Origin of the sequence: Streptomyces sp. NBC_00019, from assembly GCF_045041015.1 — a bacterium.
Classification (GTDB): Bacteria; Actinomycetota; Actinomycetes; order Streptomycetales; family Streptomycetaceae; genus Streptomyces.
The window spans coordinates 660,208-680,036 of the sequence record NZ_CP108302.1; the positions used below are offsets into that span (position 1 = coordinate 660,208).

Annotated in this window: 24 protein-coding genes; 16 read left to right on the top strand and 8 right to left on the bottom strand. The window is 68.5% G+C overall.

The annotated features are described in order from the left end of the window. Positions 1 to 9 precede the first annotated feature (9 nt). The 5 genes from OHU89_RS03195 (at position 10) to OHU89_RS03215 (ending at position 5,206) form a co-directional block, all read left to right on the top strand. Entirely contained in the window at positions 10 to 603 is a 594-nt protein-coding gene (locus OHU89_RS03195; protein WP_405639595.1) for a hypothetical protein, read from the top strand. Positions 604 to 613: 10 nt separating this feature from the next. After that, a complete protein-coding gene (locus OHU89_RS03200) occupies positions 614 to 1,888 on the top strand; it encodes a hypothetical protein (protein ID WP_405639597.1) in 1,275 nt (424 codons plus the stop codon). Positions 1,889 to 1,922: 34 nt separating this feature from the next. Further along, positions 1,923 to 3,743, top strand: a complete 1,821-nt coding sequence (locus tag OHU89_RS03205; protein ID WP_405639599.1) for a DUF2272 domain-containing protein — start codon at positions 1,923 to 1,925, stop codon at positions 3,741 to 3,743. 132 nt (positions 3,744 to 3,875) lie between these two features. After that, on the top strand, positions 3,876 to 4,490 hold the full coding sequence (locus OHU89_RS03210) for a TetR/AcrR family transcriptional regulator (protein WP_405639601.1): 615 nt from the start codon (positions 3,876 to 3,878) through the stop codon (positions 4,488 to 4,490). A 44-nt stretch (positions 4,491 to 4,534) separates the two neighbouring features. Further along, complete coding sequence (locus tag OHU89_RS03215; protein ID WP_405639603.1) at positions 4,535 to 5,206, top strand: enoyl-CoA hydratase-related protein; 672 nt, start codon at positions 4,535 to 4,537, stop codon at positions 5,204 to 5,206. Between the two features lie 324 nt (positions 5,207 to 5,530). On the opposite strand, the gene OHU89_RS03220 is transcribed toward OHU89_RS03215, so the two are convergent. Further along, positions 5,531 to 6,367, bottom strand: coding sequence for a LysR family transcriptional regulator (locus tag OHU89_RS03220; protein WP_405639605.1), 837 nt, complete (start codon positions 6,365 to 6,367; stop codon positions 5,531 to 5,533). A gap of 140 nt (positions 6,368 to 6,507) precedes the next feature. Here OHU89_RS03220 and OHU89_RS03225 point away from each other — a divergent pair, with 140 nt between their 5' ends. From OHU89_RS03225 to OHU89_RS03245, 5 genes are all read left to right on the top strand, one after another. Next, positions 6,508 to 7,443, top strand: a complete 936-nt coding sequence (locus tag OHU89_RS03225) for an NADP-dependent oxidoreductase (RefSeq protein WP_405639607.1) — start codon at positions 6,508 to 6,510, stop codon at positions 7,441 to 7,443. Between the two features lie 5 nt (positions 7,444 to 7,448). After that, the gene (locus OHU89_RS03230; RefSeq protein WP_405639609.1) at positions 7,449 to 7,892 is read left to right on the top strand and encodes an SRPBCC domain-containing protein; all 444 of its coding nucleotides are present in this window, start codon (positions 7,449 to 7,451) and stop codon (positions 7,890 to 7,892) included. Between the two features lie 151 nt (positions 7,893 to 8,043). After that, on the top strand, positions 8,044 to 8,235 hold the full coding sequence (locus OHU89_RS03235; RefSeq protein ID WP_405639611.1) for an NAD(P)-binding domain-containing protein: 192 nt from the start codon (positions 8,044 to 8,046) through the stop codon (positions 8,233 to 8,235). Between the two features lie 93 nt (positions 8,236 to 8,328). Then, a complete protein-coding gene (locus tag OHU89_RS03240) occupies positions 8,329 to 8,736 on the top strand; it encodes an NADPH-dependent F420 reductase (protein ID WP_405639613.1) in 408 nt (135 codons plus the stop codon). Between the two features lie 215 nt (positions 8,737 to 8,951). Next, positions 8,952 to 9,332 carry a RidA family protein gene (locus tag OHU89_RS03245; RefSeq protein ID WP_405639615.1) on the top strand — a complete coding sequence of 127 codons (381 nt, stop codon included), beginning with the start codon at positions 8,952 to 8,954 and terminating at the stop codon, positions 9,330 to 9,332. Between the two features lie 166 nt (positions 9,333 to 9,498). Here the strand turns inward: OHU89_RS03245 and OHU89_RS03250 are convergent, their stop codons facing one another. Further along, complete coding sequence (locus tag OHU89_RS03250) at positions 9,499 to 10,344, bottom strand: NmrA family NAD(P)-binding protein (RefSeq protein ID WP_405639617.1); 846 nt, start codon at positions 10,342 to 10,344, stop codon at positions 9,499 to 9,501. A 65-nt stretch (positions 10,345 to 10,409) separates the two neighbouring features. Between OHU89_RS03250 and OHU89_RS03255 the strand changes: the two genes are divergently transcribed. After that, positions 10,410 to 10,745 carry a winged helix-turn-helix transcriptional regulator gene (locus OHU89_RS03255; RefSeq protein ID WP_405639619.1) on the top strand — a complete coding sequence of 112 codons (336 nt, stop codon included), beginning with the start codon at positions 10,410 to 10,412 and terminating at the stop codon, positions 10,743 to 10,745. Positions 10,746 to 10,776: 31 nt separating this feature from the next. Here OHU89_RS03255 and OHU89_RS03260 read toward each other — a convergent pair whose 3' ends face one another. Continuing rightward, entirely contained in the window at positions 10,777 to 11,658 is an 882-nt protein-coding gene (locus tag OHU89_RS03260) for a radical SAM protein (RefSeq protein WP_405639621.1), read from the bottom strand. A 211-nt stretch (positions 11,659 to 11,869) separates the two neighbouring features. Here OHU89_RS03260 and OHU89_RS03265 point away from each other — a divergent pair, with 211 nt between their 5' ends. The 3 genes from OHU89_RS03265 (at position 11,870) to OHU89_RS03275 (ending at position 13,254) form a co-directional block, all read left to right on the top strand. Beyond that, positions 11,870 to 12,250, top strand: coding sequence for a VOC family protein (locus OHU89_RS03265; protein ID WP_405639622.1), 381 nt, complete (start codon positions 11,870 to 11,872; stop codon positions 12,248 to 12,250). A 112-nt stretch (positions 12,251 to 12,362) separates the two neighbouring features. After that, positions 12,363 to 12,755, top strand: a complete 393-nt coding sequence (locus tag OHU89_RS03270) for a nuclear transport factor 2 family protein (RefSeq protein ID WP_405639623.1) — start codon at positions 12,363 to 12,365, stop codon at positions 12,753 to 12,755. A 73-nt stretch (positions 12,756 to 12,828) separates the two neighbouring features. After that, positions 12,829 to 13,254: a PPOX class F420-dependent oxidoreductase gene (locus tag OHU89_RS03275; RefSeq protein WP_405639625.1), complete on the top strand. Its 426-nt coding sequence runs from the start codon at positions 12,829 to 12,831 to the stop codon at positions 13,252 to 13,254. Between the two features lie 91 nt (positions 13,255 to 13,345). Here the strand turns inward: OHU89_RS03275 and OHU89_RS03280 are convergent, their stop codons facing one another. Then, positions 13,346 to 13,855 (bottom strand): MarR family winged helix-turn-helix transcriptional regulator, encoded by a 510-nt coding sequence (locus OHU89_RS03280; RefSeq protein WP_405639627.1) that lies wholly within the window; start codon positions 13,853 to 13,855, stop codon positions 13,346 to 13,348. A 353-nt stretch (positions 13,856 to 14,208) separates the two neighbouring features. Here OHU89_RS03280 and OHU89_RS03285 point away from each other — a divergent pair, with 353 nt between their 5' ends. Both OHU89_RS03285 and OHU89_RS03290 read left to right on the top strand, forming a co-directional pair. Next, positions 14,209 to 15,060, top strand: coding sequence for an MBL fold metallo-hydrolase (locus OHU89_RS03285; protein WP_405639629.1), 852 nt, complete (start codon positions 14,209 to 14,211; stop codon positions 15,058 to 15,060). Between the two features lie 246 nt (positions 15,061 to 15,306). After that, entirely contained in the window at positions 15,307 to 15,900 is a 594-nt protein-coding gene (locus OHU89_RS03290) for a hypothetical protein (RefSeq protein ID WP_405639631.1), read from the top strand. 230 nt (positions 15,901 to 16,130) lie between these two features. Here OHU89_RS03290 and lpdA read toward each other — a convergent pair whose 3' ends face one another. From lpdA to OHU89_RS03310, 4 genes are all read right to left on the bottom strand, one after another. Continuing rightward, a complete protein-coding gene (gene lpdA, locus OHU89_RS03295) occupies positions 16,131 to 17,543 on the bottom strand; it encodes a dihydrolipoyl dehydrogenase (RefSeq protein WP_405639633.1) in 1,413 nt (470 codons plus the stop codon). Between the two features lie 228 nt (positions 17,544 to 17,771). Beyond that, complete coding sequence (locus OHU89_RS03300) at positions 17,772 to 18,008, bottom strand: hypothetical protein (protein ID WP_405639635.1); 237 nt, start codon at positions 18,006 to 18,008, stop codon at positions 17,772 to 17,774. 176 nt (positions 18,009 to 18,184) lie between these two features. Then, positions 18,185 to 19,246 (bottom strand): LLM class flavin-dependent oxidoreductase, encoded by a 1,062-nt coding sequence (locus OHU89_RS03305; protein ID WP_405639637.1) that lies wholly within the window; start codon positions 19,244 to 19,246, stop codon positions 18,185 to 18,187. After that, positions 19,246 to 19,779 carry an SRPBCC family protein gene (locus tag OHU89_RS03310; RefSeq protein WP_405654272.1) on the bottom strand — a complete coding sequence of 178 codons (534 nt, stop codon included), beginning with the start codon at positions 19,777 to 19,779 and terminating at the stop codon, positions 19,246 to 19,248. The genes OHU89_RS03305 and OHU89_RS03310 overlap by 1 nt, the downstream gene beginning before the upstream one ends. Positions 19,780 to 19,829: the final 50 nt, after the last annotated feature.

The window sequence follows — 19,829 nt, forward strand, 5'->3', positions numbered from 1 at the left end:
AGAACAACCATGACGCAACCTCCGACACCGCCACCGGACCCGCAACCCACGACGGCCGAGGCCCCGCCACGCAAGGCAGCTGCGCGCAAGCCGGCGACTCCCAAGGCACCAGCTGCCGCGGCACCGCAACCTCAACCGCAACCGGCGGCGTCGTCATCCGACGTCGTCAATGCAATCTCGGCACTGACCACGTTCCTGCGCAACGGCTCCCAGAAAGAGGACCCGCAGGCGTTCAGCCCCGCGCAGCTCAATATCCAGCGTGACTTCCGGGACCTGCTGGCCGGGCTCGGGCGCGGCAGTTCGGATCCGCCCGGCAAGATCGTGCGCCCGGTGCTGTCGAACGGGCTCCTGGAACTCGGTGCGCCGCTCCCCGACGAAGCGGTCAGCATCGGAGGGTTCCATCGCACCGGCACCAAGATCGGCCCGGTGTGGCGCGTCAAGGTGGCCGAGGCCACCAAGTACCCCGGCGACCCGACCCACCTGCGCCACAAAGACATCGTGGTCGACCGCGTCGTACGGCTGCGTGCGTTCGACGCAAGCGGGCGGCGGATCCTGACGGGCGTCCCGAAGATCGCCGACACCCCGTCCCGGCCCACCTCCTGAGGAGACCACCATGTTCCGCACGCTCGCGCGCCTGCTGGCCGATTCGGGATTCGACACCAACGAATTCTTCAGGATCCATCCACTGCAGCTCAGCCGCTGGCTGGAGGAGGCATGGGCCGAGGGCGGCCAGGCCGACTGGCCGGGTTTCGAGACCTCCCCGGCGGGTGTCACCCCGGAAGTCGTGGCCCGCCTTCAATTGCCCGGAGAAGTGAACGGCGGGCTGCTCGACGCCCTGCGTTCCGGAATCGCGATCCCCGGTCAGTTCTCTCCGGCGCCTGCCACAGGCATCGACACCGGCGCCGCACTGCCGTGGGACCACCTGATCTACGCCTTCCTGGTCGAGAGCACCGGCGTCGCGGAGATCCTGCGGGAAGTCGTCCGCCGCTACGTGGTCGGCGAGACGCTCGAAGCCGCCAACGACACGACCTACAGCTGGGTCCGGGCCACCGAGGAACTGTTCTTCCGCGACCCCCCGCTGTTCTCCATCACCGGCACCACCAGCACGCTACGACCGGACCCACTGGTCAACCGTCGCAACGCCTACTGGCGGATGTTCGGGATGGACCTGCCGCACGCGCCGCCCGGAATCCCGGGCCAGCCTTGGAAGACCGATGTCGGAGCGTCGGCGAACGTTCGCTTCGGCGAGGTGTGGATCGAGCTCTTGCGCCAGGTGTGGCTCGCGTTCGTGAACGACAGCAACGCGGTCGGCGCCAACCCCACCGACGCCTCGTACATCGCATACCTGTGCCAGACGCTCTCGGAAATGATGGGGATGCGCCGACGGGCCGGGATGCTCGCCCGGGAGGAGTTCGGCCACGTCGTCACCATGAGCTGGTTCCACCTCCTGCTGGAGACCGAGAACAACGTCGTGGGCGACCTTCAGGCCGGTGCAGGTACTGGCGGAAACGCCGCGGACCGCCTCGCCCGGATCGCGCAACGGGTGGGCATCACACCCCCGCGCCGGGCCCGTGAACTGTTCGAGCTCGCCGACCTGGTCTCGCCGGTGATGATGTTCATCGAGGTCGGCCGGTTCAACACGCCCAGCGATGCCGAGTTGCTGTTCCGCAGCGGCTCCCCGCAACCGGTGGTGCGCGACACGATGAACCGCATCATCGATCTGTGGCAGTCCGCGACGGGGGTGTCGATCAAGGAATCGGGAGTCCGGGTGGTCAACGGCTCATCCCCGTCCTCCGCACAGCCCGTGCGGCTGCCGAGCGCTCATCTGCCCGCGGCACCCGACACCGCGCAGAGCAGCACGAACGGGTCCGCACCCGTGCGGCTTTGAGTCGACCCACATCCCTTGAGACCGGGAGGCGACGATGACTCGCCCGCAGAGCTGGGACTGGACCGAGTCCCGCACCGCCGATCCACCGTCCTTCGCACAGCAGCCCCCGAACTGGGTCGCCCAGGAAGTGTTCCGGTCGGCCGAACAGAGCGCCGGCAATGGGGAGTCGGAGTCGGGCCCCGAGATGTCTCTGGCCGAGTTCGCCGCCGAAGCGCGCGACGACACATTCGCTCCGGAGATCTCGGACGAGACCGAGTCCGGGGAAGTGGAACTGGCCGAGTGGGAACTGGCCGGAACCCCAGTCCAGGACGAGGCGTTCCCGTCCGGACTGGTCCTGATACCGGCCGCGGGCGCCACCGCCAAGGAAGCGGAACACTGGGATCCCAACGCCACCGGACTCCCGCTCTACGCCACCGGCCCCAGCGTCCGACCACAGAAGCTCTCCCCCAACTTCACCGTCGGCGAACTCGTGAGCAGCGGCGGGACGGCCGCCGACGTCGCCAGGATCTCTCCCGCGCTGGTGCGTTGCCTGCAGGCGCTGCGCGACCGGCTGGGCAAGTCCGTCACGATCAGCTCCGGGTACCGGTCCTGGGCCCGCAACGTGGCCGTGTACCGCGCTCGAGGCGCCACCCCGACCCGCAGCCGGCACTGCAGTGGTCAGGCCGCCGACATCAGCGTGGCGGGAATGTCAGGACTCGACCTGGCCAAGGCCGCGTTGGACGCGTGCGGCCGGGACATCGCGGTCGGGATCGGCGCCGCCTACGCCCACATCGACGTCCGTGGCAGCTGGGCCCGCTGGTCCTACGCCTCAGGGGACGGGGCGAAACGCGACCTCGCCGCGATCGACGCTCACCGCAGCGGGCTGGGCGCCACCCCTCCCCCGACGGCCGGCTCGCCCTACATCCCCGCCCCTGGCGGCGTTCCGGTCGGCAGCGCCCCCGCCACCGGGTCGTTGCGGGCCAGGATCGCTCAGTTCGCCGAACAAGAGCGGAGCCGATGGGGAAACGGGACCCGAGTCGAAACCGAACCGGCGATGACGGCGACACTGCAGGACTATTACCGCACAGGCGTCGGGATCACTGTCGCGGCATCGGACCTGCAGAGCAGTGCGTGGCAAGGCGGCCATCCATGGAGCGCGGTCTTCATCAGCTGGGTGATGCGTCAGGCCGGCGCAGGCAGCGACTTCGCCTACAGCACCGCACACCGCGAGTACGTCAGCGCCGCCAAACGCAACGCCGAGACGGCAAACACCGCCAACCCCTTCTGGACCTACGCGGTCGAGAAGATCGTCCCCGAGGTGGGCGACCTGGTCTGCGCCGATCGGGACAGCGGCGGCGGGTGCGGCGGTGTCACCTACGCGACGATCGACAACGGCACGGCGTGGTCGACGCACTGTGACGTCGTCACCGCCGTGGACCGGACCGGACGAACCCTCACCGCCGTCGGCGGCAACGTCAGCCAATCAGTGAAGGCCAAGACGATCGCGATCGACGCGCAGGGTTTCGTGGTGCCCCAGCAATCAGGGCAGACCTGCCGGTACTTCGCCATCCTCAAGGTCCGCGACGGCACGCCCCCCGCGCCCCAACAGGAGGCGGGACCGGCCGTATTGGCTACCTTGCTCGACCCCGACGGCACAGCCCGCGCGGTCCGCCTCAACACCTCCTACGCCACAGCTCTGCGCTGGGGCGAGCACCTCCACGCCATCACCCGGCTCATCGCAGCACCCGGATCGACCCCGTCCGACGCCGCCTTCGCCCATGCCGTGGCCGTATGGCAGCGCGGCCGAGGACTGACACCCGACGGAGCCGTCGGACCTGACTCCTGGATCGAAATGGCAAAGATGATCAACCGCTGACGACGGCCGAACACGATGGGGCATCGAACGAGCGCCCCGATCTCCCCTTGCATGTTCTATGCCATATCCCATAAGTTACCGGCAGGTAGCCTGCTCGGCGGGCCATCTCGTCGTTGGGAGGGTGCTGGGCAAGTGAGTCGGCGCAAGAGTGACAGCCGTGACCGAATGATCCTCAGTGCCGCTGCTCTGCTGCGTGAACACGGGGCGAGCGCGACCAGCATCGACCGGGTACTCGCACACAGCGGAGCCCCTCGAGGCTCGGTGTACCACCACTTCCCCGGCGGGCGGACACAGCTCATCGACGAGGCGGTGACACTGGCGGGAGACTTCATCGCCGGCCTCATCGACGCCGCCATGGAGGCGGACGACCCCGTCGAGGCCGTCGACGCGTTCTTCGCGCTGTGGCGCGACCGGCTCGTGGAGAGCGACTTCAGGGCCGGCTGTCCGATCGTGGCGGTGGCCGTCGAGACCAACGACGACGCACCCCAGCTCGCTCTCTCGGCCGCCGCCGTCTTCGCCCGCTGGCAGGAGGCTCTCGCAGCCCTGTTCGTCCGCCACGGCCTGACCGAGGAACGCAGCCGCCGACTGGGCGCCTTCATCATCGCCGCGGTCGAAGGCGCGGTGATCATGTGCCGGGCCGAGCAGAGCACCGCCCCGATCGAGGCAGCCGCCGCCGAGATCCACGACCTGCTCCTCTACACCCTGCGCGACCGTCCCGGGGCCGCCGAACCAAAGCCCCGGCCGTAGCCCAAAGCCACCTCACCCCGTCAGTTCAGCCCGAAGGAGTCACCATGCCCTCGCTCGAGCGCCACGACAACGTCTTCGTCCTCGACCTCGGAGACGGCGAGAACCGTTTCCACCCCGACTGGCTCGCTGCCGTCGGCGCAGCGCTCGACGAGGTGGAGAAGTCGGATGGGCCCCGCGCCCTGGTCACCGCCGCCACCGGCAAGTTCTACTCCAACGGGCTCGACCTGGACTGGGTGTTCGCCCACGCCGACCAGCACCAGGACTACGTCGTCTCCGTCCAGGAGTTGTTCGCGCGCATACTGTCGCTGCCGGTCATCACGGTGGCCGCGCTGCAGGGACACACCTTCGCCGCCGGCGCGATGTTCTCCCTCGCCCACGACTTCCGCGTGATGCGCTCCGACCGCGGCTACTGGTGCCTACCCGAAGCTGACATCAACATCCCCTTCACCCCCGGCATGGCCGCCCTCATCCAGTCACGGCTGACGCCGCAGACCGCCCACGAGGCCATGCTCACCGCCCGCCGCTACGGCGGCTCCGATGCCGCCGCCGTCGGCATCGTCGACCAGGCGGTCAGCGAGGACGCCGTGCGCTCCACCGCCCTCGAGATCGCCCAGGCGCAGGTGGCCAAGGCCGGCGACACCCTCGGCACCATCAAGGCCCGCATGTACGCCTCGGCGCTGGCCACCCTGCGCGACACCGCCAACCCGCTCGGCTGACCTGCGCCTCACCGACCGCACCACCCATGACCTGGGCTGGGCCCGGGGGCGCGGGTTGCGCCACCCGCCCACCGTATGAGGAGACGGCGCCGATGACCGCCGGCGCCCCCTGGCACACACACGTCCCCGCCCGCATCCGGGCCAGGCCATCGGCGAGCTCACGCAGGGTCCGGTCACGGGCTTCGCGACCGGCTTGGTGCGTATCAGCGTGGTGGGGTCACCGCGGCGGGTCGGCCAACGGGGTTCGCCGCGCCGCCGACTGGCACTGCCGCCCGCTGTGCATCTTGCCAACTGCCGTCTGCATACGGCCGAGTCCTGCTGAGGTCACTGCTTCGCCAACGTCGGCGGTCGGGGCGTGAGCCGCTCCATCACGGCGTGGGCGGTCGCGGTGAGGCGGGTCGCGGCCGATCGCCCCTCCGGGAGCCAGGCCAACACGAGCTGGGTGGGCGGGTATCCATGGACAGGCACTACCCGTACGGATTTGCCGAGGCGGTCGCGGATGCTTTCGCCGATGACGATCACGAGTTGTCCGAGTGCGACGCGGTCGACCATGATGTCCAGCGCCTCGTTGGGCAGTTGCGCCGCATAACCTGGGAGCGCCTCGACCTCGGCGAGGGTCAGATACGGGCGCTCGGCCAGGACGTGGTCCGCCGGAAGCAGGACAACCGGCTCCTCCGGGCCGAGCTCCATCAGCTCGAGGCCGGGGGTGGCAACCGTCTGGCACATGAGGGCGACGTCCGCGGTGCCGTCGCGAAGGGCGCCGATCTCGTCGTAGGTGAACACGACGTCGGCGTGCACGCCGTCCGGGCCCTGCGGGCCGGCGGCGAGCAGGGCGGGCAGGATGCCGGGGCCGGAGGCGGGGCGTGTCGCGATGGTGACCCGTTGCCCGGCGGCTTTGCGCGCCTTGCGGACGGCGGTGCCTATGGCCGCCAGGATCGTGCGGCACTCGGCCAGGAAGACCTCGCCCGCGGTGGTCAGCCTCACCTGCCGTGTGGTGCGTTCCAGCAGCGGGACGCCCACCCGCCTCTCCAGGTGGGCGATGGCCCGGGACAGCGGTGGCTGGGTGATGCCGAGGCTCTCCGCGGCCTGGCTGAAGTGCAGCGTCTCGGCCACGGCCACGGCCACGAAGTAGGCGAGTTCCCGGGTCTCGAGCTGATTCATGCTTCCAGGGTATTACCTGATGCTCAGACAGTCATTGTTCCGCCGTAGAAGCCCTGGTCAGCTTGGTTGTGCGCCCCTGGCCCCGGCCGGATGGGGTGCTTGCGCCGTGCTGACCCGCACGCATCACGAGAGGCAGAGCTGTGAGAGCCGTTCAGTACCAGAGCTTCGGCGGACCCGAGGTCCTTGAAGTCGTCGATGTTCCGGATCCGAAGATGTTCGCCGATCTCGTTCTGGTGAGGATCGAGGCATCGGCCCTCAATCCGGCGGATCTGGCATTCCAGGGCGGACACGCGGATCCGCTCGTGGACTCTCTCTTCCCGGTGACCCCCGGATGGGACCTAGCCGGGGTCATTGAGCAGACCGGAGCCGCGGCGGCGGGATTCCGGCCGGGCGACGAGGTGATCGGCTTCGTTCGCGACAAGGCCATGCACTACGGCACCTACGCCGAGAAGATCTCGGCCGAGCCGCGCCAGCTGGTGCGCAAGCCTAGGAACCTGAGCTGGGCCCAGGCCGCCGGACTGCCGGTCGCCGGGCTGACCGCCTATCAGTCCGTCGTGCACAGCCTCGAGGTGAGTGCCGGCGACACCGTACTGGTGCACGGCGCTGCGGGCGGCGTCGGACACCTCGCCGTCCAGATCGCCGTGGCGCGCGGCGCACAGGTGATCGGGACGGGCTCCGAGGCCAGCCACGCGTTCATCGAATCCCTGGGCGCGACGCCGGTGCGCTACGGCGACGAACTCGTCGAGCAGGTACGCAAGATCGCCCCGGACGGGGTCGACGCGATCCTCGACACCGCGGGACGCGGCTCCCTGGCCACGACGCACGCCATCGCCGCCCTCGGGGCGCGGGTCGCCTCCATCACGCGGTCCACCGCCGAATACCCGGGGACCATCGACGTCTTCCTCCACCTCGACGGCGACGACCTGACCCGGCTGGTGGAGCTCGCCGAGGAGGGCAAGCTCACGGTGCACGTCGGCCGGACCTTCCCCCTCGCCCAGGCCGCGGAGGCCCAGCAGCTGCTGGCCGGCGGCCACGCCCGGGGCAAGATCATCCTCGAAAACCGCGTGGAGGCCTGAGAAACATGGACACCAATCCCGTCATCACCACGGTCACCGACATCACCGCTTCCCCCGAGGAGGTGTGGAAGGTCCTGACCGACTTCGCCGGATACGCGCAGTGGCACCCCGACCTGAGCTTCGTCGATGTTCCCGCCGAAGTCCTGCCAGGAACCGTGCTGCGGGCCCGTCTGTCCAACGGATCCGAGATCGACGGGGAGTACGACTTCACGGTCCTGCACTACGAGGCACCGCGACGGCTTGCCTGGGAGGGCGGCATCCCCGGCGTCGTCACGGGGGACCATTCCTTCCTCCTCGACCCCCATGACGGTGGGACGCGATACACGGAATCCGAGGTGTTCACCGGCCCGGCCGCCGTGGAAACCGTGGAACCCAACCGGGCCAAAATGGAGGAGAGTTCCGCAACCTACGGCAGGGCCCTGAAGGAACGACTCGAATCCGGCCGCTGACGACCCCGCGCAGCCCACACTCCGGACACCCAGCCGCGCTCAAGAACACGTCCATGTCCGCGCCCGCAGACCGCAGTTGCACACCCGCCACGGTCTGCGGGCGCCGACGGGGTGCGCCCAAAGACGAAGACCATCACCACAAGGAAGATCAATGAACGACACGCTCGGCATCATCGGCAGCGGCAACATCGGAAGCGTGGTCGCCCGCCTGGCCGTCGACGCGGGGATCGACGTGGTGCTCAGCAACTCGCGTAATCCCGAGACCCTGCGCGCGCTCACCGACCGTCTCGGCCCCCGGGCGCACGCGGCAACTCCCGCGGAAGCCGCCGCAGCCGGCGACTAAACGGTCATCGCCGTCCCCTTCAGCGCCGTACCCCACCTGCCCGCGGACGCCCGGACCGGGAAGATCGTCATCGACGCCAACAACCACTACCGCTTGCGGGACGGCGTCATCGCCGAACTGGAAACGGGCGGCCTGACCGCAGGAGAGCTGTTCCAGCGGTACGTGCCGGGGGCTCGGACGGTCAAGACGTTCAACACCATCTACTTCGAACACCTCCTCTCCCTCGCCCGCCCCGCCGGGTCCCCCGACCGCAGCGCGCTGCCCATCTCCGGCGACGACGACGCGGCCAAGGAGTCCGTCACCACTCTGCTCGACCGCCTCGGCTACGACACCGTCGACGCCGGCATCACGACGCAGAGCTGGCGCATCCAGGAAGGCAGCCCCGCCTACGTCCTCCCCTACCTGTCCGACCCCCGACTGCCCTGGCCTCGGGACCCGGGAAAGCCGGCCGATGTCAAGGAGATTCGTACCGCCCTGGAACAGGCACGCAACAGGCCCTGACACGGCGCGGCACCGGATGGCGATGCTGGGAGAGGCCTAAAGGGTGCGGCCACGGAGAGCGGACACGTGCCGTCATCTCTCGGTTCTGGCAACGCCCAGGGTCCCACGGTGGGAGCCTGAGGACGCCCTGCGGGATGAGGGTGCGATGGCGCCACCGAAGTCCAAGGTCGATCTGTACTCAGCGAGCAGAAGCCTTCCAGGCAGGAGCCCATTCGATGCCCCGAGAAATCATCTCCACCCCCGAAGCGCCGGAATATCCCGGCTACAGCCAGGCGGTCAAGGTCGGCAACACGATCTACGTGGCGGGAACAGTCGGAGTCGACGTGGCGACCGGTGAGCTCGCAGGACCCACGATCCAGGAGCAGACCCGCCAGTCCTTGCTCAACTGCCAAGCGATCCTGCGCGTCGGCAGCGCCGAGCTGAGCGACGCCGTCATGGTCCACACCCTGCTCATGCGACCCGAAGACGCCGACGGCGTCATCGAGGTCTTCGACGAGTTCTTCCCCGACGTAAGGCCGCCGCGGTGCGTGAGCAAGCTGGGTGTCGACCGGCCAGGGATCCTGGTGTCGATTGCCATGGTGGCCGTCACCGACTAGGCATAGCGCACGCTGGATGCCGCTCCGATTTCAGCGTGTCGAAGCCGGGTCAGGTCTTGGCGTAGGCGGTCGGCGGGACTTGAGGGCTTGGCAGACCGCCCACCGAATACGGCGGCCTGCCAAGCCCTTGCCTGGCGAACTCGGCGGAATCCGCTGGTGATTGCGGTCAGAGGCCGATGTCGGTCAGCCACCGTCCGGTGGTGCGGGGGGTGATGCCGAGCAGTTTCTGGGCGGAGTTCTCGGGTGTGATCGAGCGGTCCGGCAGCGTGCTCATGGCCGCGTAGGCTCCGGCGACGTCGGCGGCGGCGCCCTCGCCGATCAGGGGTGAGACGAAGTCGCGGAACTGCTCGGGGGTGATCTGCTCGAAAGCCACGTCCTTGACGAAGTGCGCGCCGAACGCCTCGGCCAGGTCCGGTCCGGTGATCGCCGGGTCCTGGCCGACGGAGACCATGCCGCTGACGTCCGGGCGGTCGAACAGGGCGACGGCGGCGTCGGCGATGTCCAGGTGCGAAGCCCAGGAGGCAGGGAAGTCAGAACGGATCGGGTAGGGCAGGACACCTCGCTCGCGGACCGCGTCGATGACGTAGGGCATGAGCAGGTTCTCCAGGTAGAACGTGGGCGTGATCACCGCATGGGACACCCCGGTGTCCGTCAGGCCGCTGACCAGCGCTGCGGCCGCGCCGCCGGTTTCGGGGCCGATCGGGGCACCACTGGTGGAGAACACCACTCGGGCCGGGCGGGCCGCGCGGACGGCGGCGACGATGTTGCGCGCGTAGGTCTGGCGGTCCTCTTCGGAGACCACGGGCAGGTGGACGAACACTCCGTCAGCGCCGCGGTATGCCTCGGTCAGTTCCGCGGTGGAGCCGTAGCCGGCGGCTATGACGCGCTGCGCGCCGTCCACGACGACGTCGGCGTTTCGGGTCAGAGCGGTCACGGACTTGCCCGCGGCGGCGAGAGCGGCAACGACGGGGGCACCCTGGGCGCCGGTGGCGCCATGAATCACGTAGGTCATGGCACCCATTAGTGCATGCGATGCACCAGTTACATCAACTGCACTAATGGAGTACGGTCGACAATGTGACCGATCCCTGTCTCCCCGAGTGCGGCGTCGCCCGGTTCCTCGCTCTGCTCAACGGCCCGTGGGCCACCCTGATCGTGCGCGAACTGCTGCACGGCCCCCACCGCTTCAACCAGCTGCGCGAGGCCCTGCCCGGCATCAGCCCGCACACGCTGACCGGCCGGCTGCGCCAGTTCGAGCGGCACGGCATCGTCACCCGCACGACCTTCGCGGAGATCCCGCCGCGCGTCGAGTACGCGCTGACCCCGCTCGGCGAGGGGCTGCGCGATGTCCTGGAGGCCATGGGAACCTGGGCCATGGCGGTGCCGGATCCCAAGGCGGACGTCACCGCCTGACGTAAGGCCCCGCCCGCTGGCGCGGACGCGGTCACGTCGAGGATGCGAGCCTCCGTCGCAGGGCGTCGTTGTCGTCGTGGTGGACGACCTCCTCGAAGCGCAGGAGCAGACCGTGCCTGCCCAGCAGCTCCGCCACTATCGCGTCGAGCTGTTCACGATGCTCCTTCGTCTGCGCCTGGACGTATGCCTCGCGGACGTCTTCGGGCTCGCCGGCGAGAACTTGGTCCATGCGCTCACGGATGTACCGCTTGAGGTTGATGTGTTCCATGAACACATCGCTGACGCCCGCGTCGACCAGCCGGCCGAAGAGGTCGTCCAGGAGCTCGGGCTGGGTGGCGAAGTGGGGCAGGAGCGGGCCGACGAAGGCGTAGGTGGGGATGCCTGCCTCGGTGAGCTCGGCCAGGGTGCGCAGGCGGCGGGAGGCAAGTGGGGCGCGCACCTCCAGCCAGCGGCTGACCTTGTCGTCGGTGGTGGTCACGGTGATGCCGACCTCGGCGCGGGGCAGGCTGGTGAGCAGGTCGATGTCGCGGGTGACGACAGGTGACTTGGTGAGGATGCGGACCAGGCCCGGGTACTCGACCGTCTTGAGCTCGCGCAGGATGCCGCGGGTGAGCCGGTACTTCGTCTCGTGACCCTGGTACGGGTCGGTGACCGAGCTGAGGAGCATCGTGCCCCGCCGCTTGTGCTCCGGCATCTTCGCCAGTTCCTTGCGGGCGAGCTCGACCGCGTTCGTCTTCACGTACAGGTAGTCGCCCCACTCCTTGACCGACCGGCCGAACTGGCGCCCGGCGAAGCTGGCGAAGCAGTAGGCACAGCCCAGCACGCAGCCGGTGTAGGGGTTGATGACGTAGTCGTTCGACGGGGTCTTCGACTTCTGGATCAGGGTTTTCGCCTGGATCTCGACCGGTTCCACGAGCGCTTCCTTCCTACTGACCCGACCGTCCGCGTCCGGGACGTCGGGTTCTTCTGCTGTCCAAGGGGCGGCCGGCTCATGATCACCGAACCCACATCCATGGAACAATAATCTATGGAAGTTGCTTCCATGGAATGTAAATGGTTTGCTGGACGCAGGCCGGTCCAGAGAGCCAAATTTGTCCCTTTATGGGGTATGAGGAGTGAGTGTCATGACCGTTCCCGCCTTCAACTCGGTCGCCTGGTTCGAGTTCGGCACCGACCAGCCGGAGGAGGTCAAGGAGTTCTACGGCGAGCTCTTCGACTGGAAATACGTCCTCAACGCCAACACCCCCGGCGTGACCTACCACTCCGTCATGACACCGGGCGCCCCGCAGCCGACCGGCGGCGTGTGGGAGTCGCAGGGCGCCTTCCCCAACTACGCGATCTTCTACGTCCACGTCCAAGACGTCGCCGAGACCGTCAAGCGCAGCCAGAGGCTCGGCGCCAAGGTCCTCATGGAGCCGGTCACCGACTCCGCGGGCTTCACCTTCGCCCGGCTGCGGGACACCGCCGGCAACCACTTCGGCGTGTTCTCCGCACCTGCCGCCTGACAGGTTCCGCAGGTCCGCGTCCTCGCTGTTCACCGAAGCCGGCCTCGCCGACCGCCTCGACTTCGCCCGCCAGCCACCTACCACCGCACAACAGCCCCAAGGAGCAAACGACATGACCAGCGCGAACATCGACATCGCCCGCACCTACTTCCAGGCCGTCCAGACCGGAGACATGAGCGCTCTCGGCGGACTCCTCGACGCCGACATCGTCTGGCACCAGCCCGGCGCCAACCAGTTCTCCGGCGAGCACAAGGGACAGGCCGCCGTCTTCCAGATGCTCGGCAGCATGATGGAGACCAGCCAGGGCACCTTCGCCATCGACAAGGTTCACGCCCTCATGGGCAACGGCGACCTGGTCACCGCCACCATCCACTTCACAGGCCGCCACGGCGACACCTCGATGAGCATGGACGGCGTCGACCTCCTGCGCATCGAGAACGGCAAGATCACCGAGATGTGGCTCTTCTCCGCCGATCCGGCCGCCGAGGACGCCTTCTGGGGCTAGAACGCGCGGTGCCCGAGGCCGACTTGGCCTCGGGCACCCATGAGTCGATCCGTACGCACACGAAAGGCCCCGCATGCGGAAGATGACCGAGCAGCAGTGGCGTGCGTTCGTCACCCACGGCACCCGCACCGGCAAGCTGTCCACCGTCCGCGCCGACGGCAGCCCCCACGTGACACCGGTCTGGTTCCTCCTCGACGGCGACGACATCGTGCTCACCACCGAGAGGAACGGGGTCAAGGGCCGCAACCTCGCCCGTGACGGACGGTTCGTCCTCTGCGTCGACGAGGACCGGCCACCGTACGCGTTCGTCCTGCTCCAAGGACGCGCAGATATCTCCGAGGACCCCGACGACATGCTGCGCTGGGGCGGCCTCCTCGGCGCCCGTTACATGGGCGACGATCGCGCCGTGGAGTACGGCGCACGCAATGGCGGCCCCGGAAACCTCCTCGTCCATGGCCGCATAGACAAAGTCATCGCGTTCGACGGCATCGCCGACTGACGGTGGGCTGATGGGGCGGGGGCGGGGCGGGTGAACTCGGTCTCCGGCACAGCGGCCTGTCAGCTCACGGGCGCTGCGCAGCCGGCGTGGCTCACAACGCCGACCGGCCGGGCTGCTTCGGCGCCCGCATGCCCGGTACCGGCGTCTGGCCGGCGGCCTTCCGCTCCGCGTCCAGGGCCCGTCCGGCTGCCCGCAACGTGCTGAGGACCGCCGTCACCTCGCACACGGACTCCTCCGGAATCACCGACCCGATCCGCAGTTCCAGTTCATCCTCGAAGACCTTCAGCGCCCCGTCCACCAGCTTGCGCCCCTCAGGCGTCAACTCGACGATCGAGGAACGGCGGTCGTTCGGATTGGCCCGCCGCTCGCACAGACCCGCCGTCTCCAGACGGTCGACCACCTTGCTCGTGCCGCCCACCGTGATCGAGAACTCCTCCGCGATGTCCTGGATCCGCCGCCCGGGTCGACGCAACAGCAGGTGCAGCACTTCGAACGAGGTCAACGGCAAGTCGTACTCGGCCCGCAACCGCCCCTCGATACCGCTCCACAGCTCGATCTCCAGCGAGACCAGCTGCCGGTACAGCAGCTTCAGGTCAGCCATCACTCATCTTCCGGAGAATTATCTTCCATGGATGGTTAATTGTAGGTCATCAGCGTCGGGTCGGGCAGCGCGAACACGGTCGCCGACCACGCCCGCAACGCGCCGAGCCGGGCGACGCCCCGCTCCCCTTCTACCGTCGAGCCGGCCGCAGCGAAGCGGAATGTCCCGCACAGCACCCACTGGCGTTGACGGCCGCCCGTCCAAGCGTGGCCTGGGACCAGCCGGCGCCCACCGCGCACCCCTCGTCGCCCGCCGAAACCGACCGGCACCGGTTCTGCGTTTGACGTCAGCCCGACACGGGGCTGCACTGGATTCATAGACGCTGCGGCGACTCCGTTCTAAGGAGAGCAGCGATGACAACCATGGCGAGTTTCAACCTCCTCCAGCCGTACAAGATCGCCGAGGAGACGTTCGTCATCCCGTGGGCCCTTGAGGCCCCGCCGGTCGGCCACTTCCCGATGAACTCGATGGTGATCCGGGGAACCGAACCGGTCCTCGTGGACACCGGGGCGCCCGCAGTGCGCTCCCAGTGGCTGGAGGCAGCCTGGTCCGTCGTGGATCCCCTGGACGTGCGGTGGATCTTCCTCACCCACGACGACCGCGACCACGCCGGCAACCTCCTGGCGGTCCTGGCGGAATGCCCGAACGCGACCCTGCTGACCACATGGTTCTCCATCGGCCGCATGGCCGATGAGTGGGAGATTCCCATCAACCGATGCCGCTTCATGACGGACGGCGACACGATCGACGTGGGCGATCGCACACTGGTCGCCAAGCGGCCACCCCTGTACGACAACCCAACAACCCGAGCCCTCTTCGATTCGAAGGCCAACGTCCTGTGGGCCGTCGACACCTTCGCCACGAACGTGCCGACCCCTGTGCCCGAAATGGCGGCGCTGTCGCCAGACGAGTTCCGCGACGGCCAGCTCTTCGGCGGACGCCTGGTCTCCCCCTGGGTCGCCCTGCTGGACCCCCAAAAATTCGGGTCGGTCGTCACCGGCTTCCAACATCTGAACGCCGAGGTCATCGCCGGCTGCCACTGCCCGGTCCTCCGCGGAGCCCAGATCCCCGAGGCGTACGACCTCCTCCGCCAGCTCCCCGGAATCCCACCGTGGGAAGAGTTCACCCAGGCCGACCTGGACCAGTGGATGGCGATGGCCGAGAGCTCGGTTCCGCCGGAGCAGCCGCGGCCGTCGGGGACGTGAGCGGCGCTGCCGCGCGGCGTTGGATCGGCTGCACTCCGGCGCCTACGACCAGAAGTCGGCCGCTCGGCCAGAGCCGGTCTCCTTGGTGAAGTGGCCTCCCCGTCGAACGGAAGATCCGGCGCCCCGAGGGAACCGCTCGACTACGGTCGCCGGGGAGGTAAGCGCGTGTCCTGGCCATCCGTGATCATTCTTGTCCCCGCGGAGCGACGCCCGTCGCTCGAAGGGCGAATCCGTTCCCTCGAGCTCGTGCCGGATCCCGTGACGGGCGACGAAAAGCTGCACCAGCACGGGTACTCGTACTACATCGACCTCTCAGGTGGGATCCTGGCGGACTACGAGCCGGAGGAGGTCGAGCAGCTGAGGCCCCGGATCGGCGAACCGTACGCGGTCTACGTGTCCTGCCAGTCCATGGACGCGGCCCGGACCTTCCTCCGCGACGTCCTGCCCGGTGTCGACGGTCTTGTCGACACCAACCACTACGACATCCTTCAAGTGAGTGAGTTCCTCACACTGGTGGACCGTCACCCCGCACGGCAGGCCGGGGCCGCCGACCCGGAAAAGCTGGGCGAGCAACTCTCGCTGCTCTTCGACGGCGCGGCCGCACGCGGCACCGCACTCAACGACACCCGCACCGGCGCCTGCGCGCGATCCATCGCAGAGAGTTGTGGCCTGCTCGACCCGGCCGCAGACCTGGAGTGGACGAGGCGGGTGTACTACGCCCTCATCGGCGAGGTTCTCCACGGGCCCGGCGCGGACCAGGATCCGGACGCTCAGGACCCGGACGCGCTGGCCACGCGCATCGTCGACACATTGCTGCACGGCGCGGGTCGTCGCGGCTGAGTCACGCCCACTCGACGGGACGCCGGGCAAGGCTACCGGCCACCAGAAGCGTCAAGGCCTCGACTTCGACTGACGCACCGGACAATGGACAGGCCGAGCCCTCCCCGCGACCGCGAGGCGTCCATCATCACCAAGTGGGCCGTCGCGCACCCGAACGTATGGCGGCAGGCCCCCTTGGCAGCTCGATGACGCGAAACCGACCCGAGCACCAGGGGGCCCATGCCGCACCACTACATGTTGATCATGTGGCCGGCGAGGCCGTGGACGGCTTCCTTGACTGCCTCGCCCAGCGTGGGGTGGGCATGGACGTTGCGGGCGACCTCGTGGACCGTGAGGTCCCACTGCTGGGCCAGGGTCAGCTCGGGCAGAAGTTCGGTGACGTCGGGGCCGATGAGGTGGCCGCCGAGGAGCTCACCGTACTTGGCGTCGCTGATCAGCTTCACGAACCCGGTCGCATCGCCCAGGCCGTGGGCCTTGGCGTTCGCGGTGAACGGGAACTTGGCCACCTGGACGTCGTACCCCTTCTCTCTCGCCTGCGCCTCGGTGTAGCCGAAGCTGGCGATCTGGGGCTGGCAGAAGGTGGACCGCGGGATCATCACGTAGTCCAACTCCATCGTCTCCGCGCCCGCGAGCGTCTCCGCGGCGACCACGCCCATCGCCTCGGCGGCGTGTGCCAGCATCAGCTTCGCGGTGACGTCACCGATGGCGTAGATGTGCGGGACGGAGGTGCGGCACCGCCCGTCGACGTCGATCGCGCCGCGCTCGGTGACCGCCACGCCCGTGTTCTCCAGGCCGTAACCGGTGACGTTCGGGGCGAAGCCGATCGCCTGGAGGACCTTGTCGGCCTCCAGGACCTGCTGGGTGCCGTCCTTGCCGGTGACCGTGACCCGCACCTGCGGACCGGACTCGTCGATCGACTCGACGCGGGTCGACGTCAGTACGTCGATGCCCAACTTGCGGTACTGCTTGGCGAGTTCGGCGGACACCTCGGTGTCCTCCAGCGGCGCGATCCGGTCCAGGAACTCGACGACGGTCACCTTCACGCCGTAGTTGTGCAGGACATAGGCGAACTCGATGCCGATGGCACCGGCGCCCGCGATCACGATCGACTGCGGCAGGTCCTCGGCGAGGATCTGCTCCTCGAACGTCACCACACGCGACGTACGGCGGGTACCGGGCAGCAGCTTCGGGGTCGCCCCGGCGGCGATGATGCAGTGGTCGAAGCCGATGGTGCGGGTGTTGCCGTCATAGTCGGCCACCTGAAGGGTGTGGGCGTCCAGGAACGTGCCCCGCCCGCTGACTTCCGTGATCTTGTTCTTCTTCATCAGATAGTGGACGCCCTTGACCCGGCCGTCCGCGACCTTGCGGCTACGGCGGAACGCCTCCCCGTAGTCGAAGGAGACCTGCCCGTCGACCTTGATGCCGAAGGTCTTCGCCTCGCGGGTGAAGACGTACGCGAGTTCGGCGTTGCGCAACAGGGCCTTGGTGGGGATACAGCCCACGTTCAGACAGACGCCGCCCCAGTACTTCTCCTCGACGACCGCGACGCGCTTCCCCAGTTGAGCGGCCCGGATGGCGGCAACGTATCCGCCGGGGCCCGCGCCGAGTACCACGACGTCGAAGCGCTCACCCTGCTCATCCATGGACGGTTCCTTTCCGCTGGGACGGCCGACTACCCCGCGAGGGACCGACGCGCTCCCGATCGAACAACCTGTTCCTGCTCACCGACTCAGCAGCGGCGGCTCGTGCCATCGCGTGCCGCAAGGAGACCACCGGAGAGAGAACGGCGACCACATGGTCACCAGCTCGGCGGCAGTCACCCAGACGCTCGCTTCAGCACCCCGATGCCGTGATCTATGCCCACGCAGCAATCATTGACGGCGGGACGACACCTCGTCGACTTCGCGTACTCCGGCCACGGTGACACCGAGCCTGAGGCTGTCCAGCCCGAAGGCCGCCGCGTGGACTGCGCCCCACGCCAGGAGAGAGCCCGCCAGGTCGCCACGCCCTCGGCCCTGGAGGAGCAGTACCGGCACATCATTGACGCCGCGGCCCGGCCACCGATCGAACAGCTGCCGACCGTGCTGGCCGAACGCGGTGACCCGCAACCAGACGTTCCCGTCGCCACCGTCGCGCCGAGGCCGACAGGAAAGAGGCCCCGACCATGACGTTCCGTGCGCTCGGTCTGCTGATGTCGGGGCTGGCGGCGGACGGTGTCAGCACCCATGGCTGAGGTCGGCCGACGCCTCGCGATCGCCCTCCTCGACCGGGGCCGGCCGTGTTGCTACCGTCCGGCCTCGTCCTCGATGTCACGGACCAGACCGATGGCCCGGCCCAGGGTGGCGAGCCGGGCGTCGAGGGTCTCGCCGGCGGGATAGAAGCGGACGGTGTCGACACCGGCGTCGCGCCACACACGCAGCCGCTCGCGCACCATGTCCTCGGTTCCGATCAGAGTGGTCGCCAGCACCATCTCGTCGGTGACCAGAGCGGTCGCGCCGTCCCGGTCGCCGGCCTGCCAACGCGTGCGGACCTCGGCCGCCACTTCAGCCCAACCCTGGCGGCTGTAGGCGTTGTTGTAGAAGTTCGTGGTCGCGGAGCCCATGCCGCCGAGGCTGAAGGCCAGTTCCTTCTTGCGTCCGGCCACCATCTGACGCAGCGCGTCCTCGTCGTCCGCGAAGGCGACTTCGGCGCCCTGGCAGATGTCGAGGTCGGCGCGGGCGCGACCGGCGGCGGCCAGGCCCTGGTCCAAGTGGTCGAAGTACGCCTCCTTGGCGCCCTCGGGCACGAAACTGGTGCCCAGCCAGCCGTCGGCGATCTCACCGGTCAGGTGCAGCATCTTCGGTGAGAGAGTGGCGAGGTAGATCGGAATGTCATGTTCGGCGCGCATCGACAGTCGCATGGGTTTCACCTCCCGGCCCGGCAGCGGAATGCTGAACTCCCGCCCGGAGTAGGAGACTTTGCCGCCCGAGGCGGCCTGGCGCACGATTTCGACGGTCTCCCGCATCCGTGACAGCGGCCGGTCGAAGGGCACTCCGTGCAGTCCTTCGATCACCTGTGGCCCCGAGGGGCCCAGTCCGAGGAGGAAGCGCCCCTGGGAGATCTGCGAGAGCGTGATCGCGGCGCGGGCGATGGCCATCGGTGTGCGGGTGCCGAGCTGGATGATTCCGGACCCGAGGAGCATGCGCTCGGTCTTCGCGGCGAGGTAGCCCAGCGGCGAGGGCGCCTCGGAGCCCCAGGCCTCCGCGACCCAGCAGATGTCCAGACCGAGCTTCTCCGCCTCGGTGACGTAGTCGACGATCTCCCGCCAGTCGCCACCGGAGGCTTCGATCGTGGTGGAGGTACGCATCACAGGCTCGCCTCGCTCGCGGTCGAGGCGCCCTCGGCCAGCTTCTTGATCGCTTCGAGGGTGACGGTCATGCCGGCCTCGAACTCCCGCATGCGTACGAAGACGATCTTCTGTTCCTTGTCCGGCATGCGGTCGATGGCGAAGGAGAGGCCCGAGCGGGCCGGTCCCATCTGCATCCATTCGCGCAGCAGGGTGCCGCCGTCCTGCGGCTCCAGCGTGAACCGCCAGATCGCCGTCGGGTTGAGCGGATCCTCGACCGCCCAGGCGAACTTCCTCCACGGCTCGTACTCCACGATGTGGGACGTGGTGGCCCACTCTCCGAGCGACTCGTGCTTGCTGCGGCCGATGAATCGGGCTCCCACGGCGGGGCCGGTTCTGCCGTCCAGCCATTCGACGGACTGCAGCTCCGAACTCATACGCGGCATCAACTCGACGTCGGAGGCCAGCGCCCACACTCGCCCCGGCGGAGCGGCGATCCAGGTGTGGACCTCAACCGTCGGCTTGTCCGCATATCGCGCGCCCGTCCACTCCACGGTCCCGTGGCCTCCCTGCCTCATCCGAGAACTCTCATGACCAGATCTGA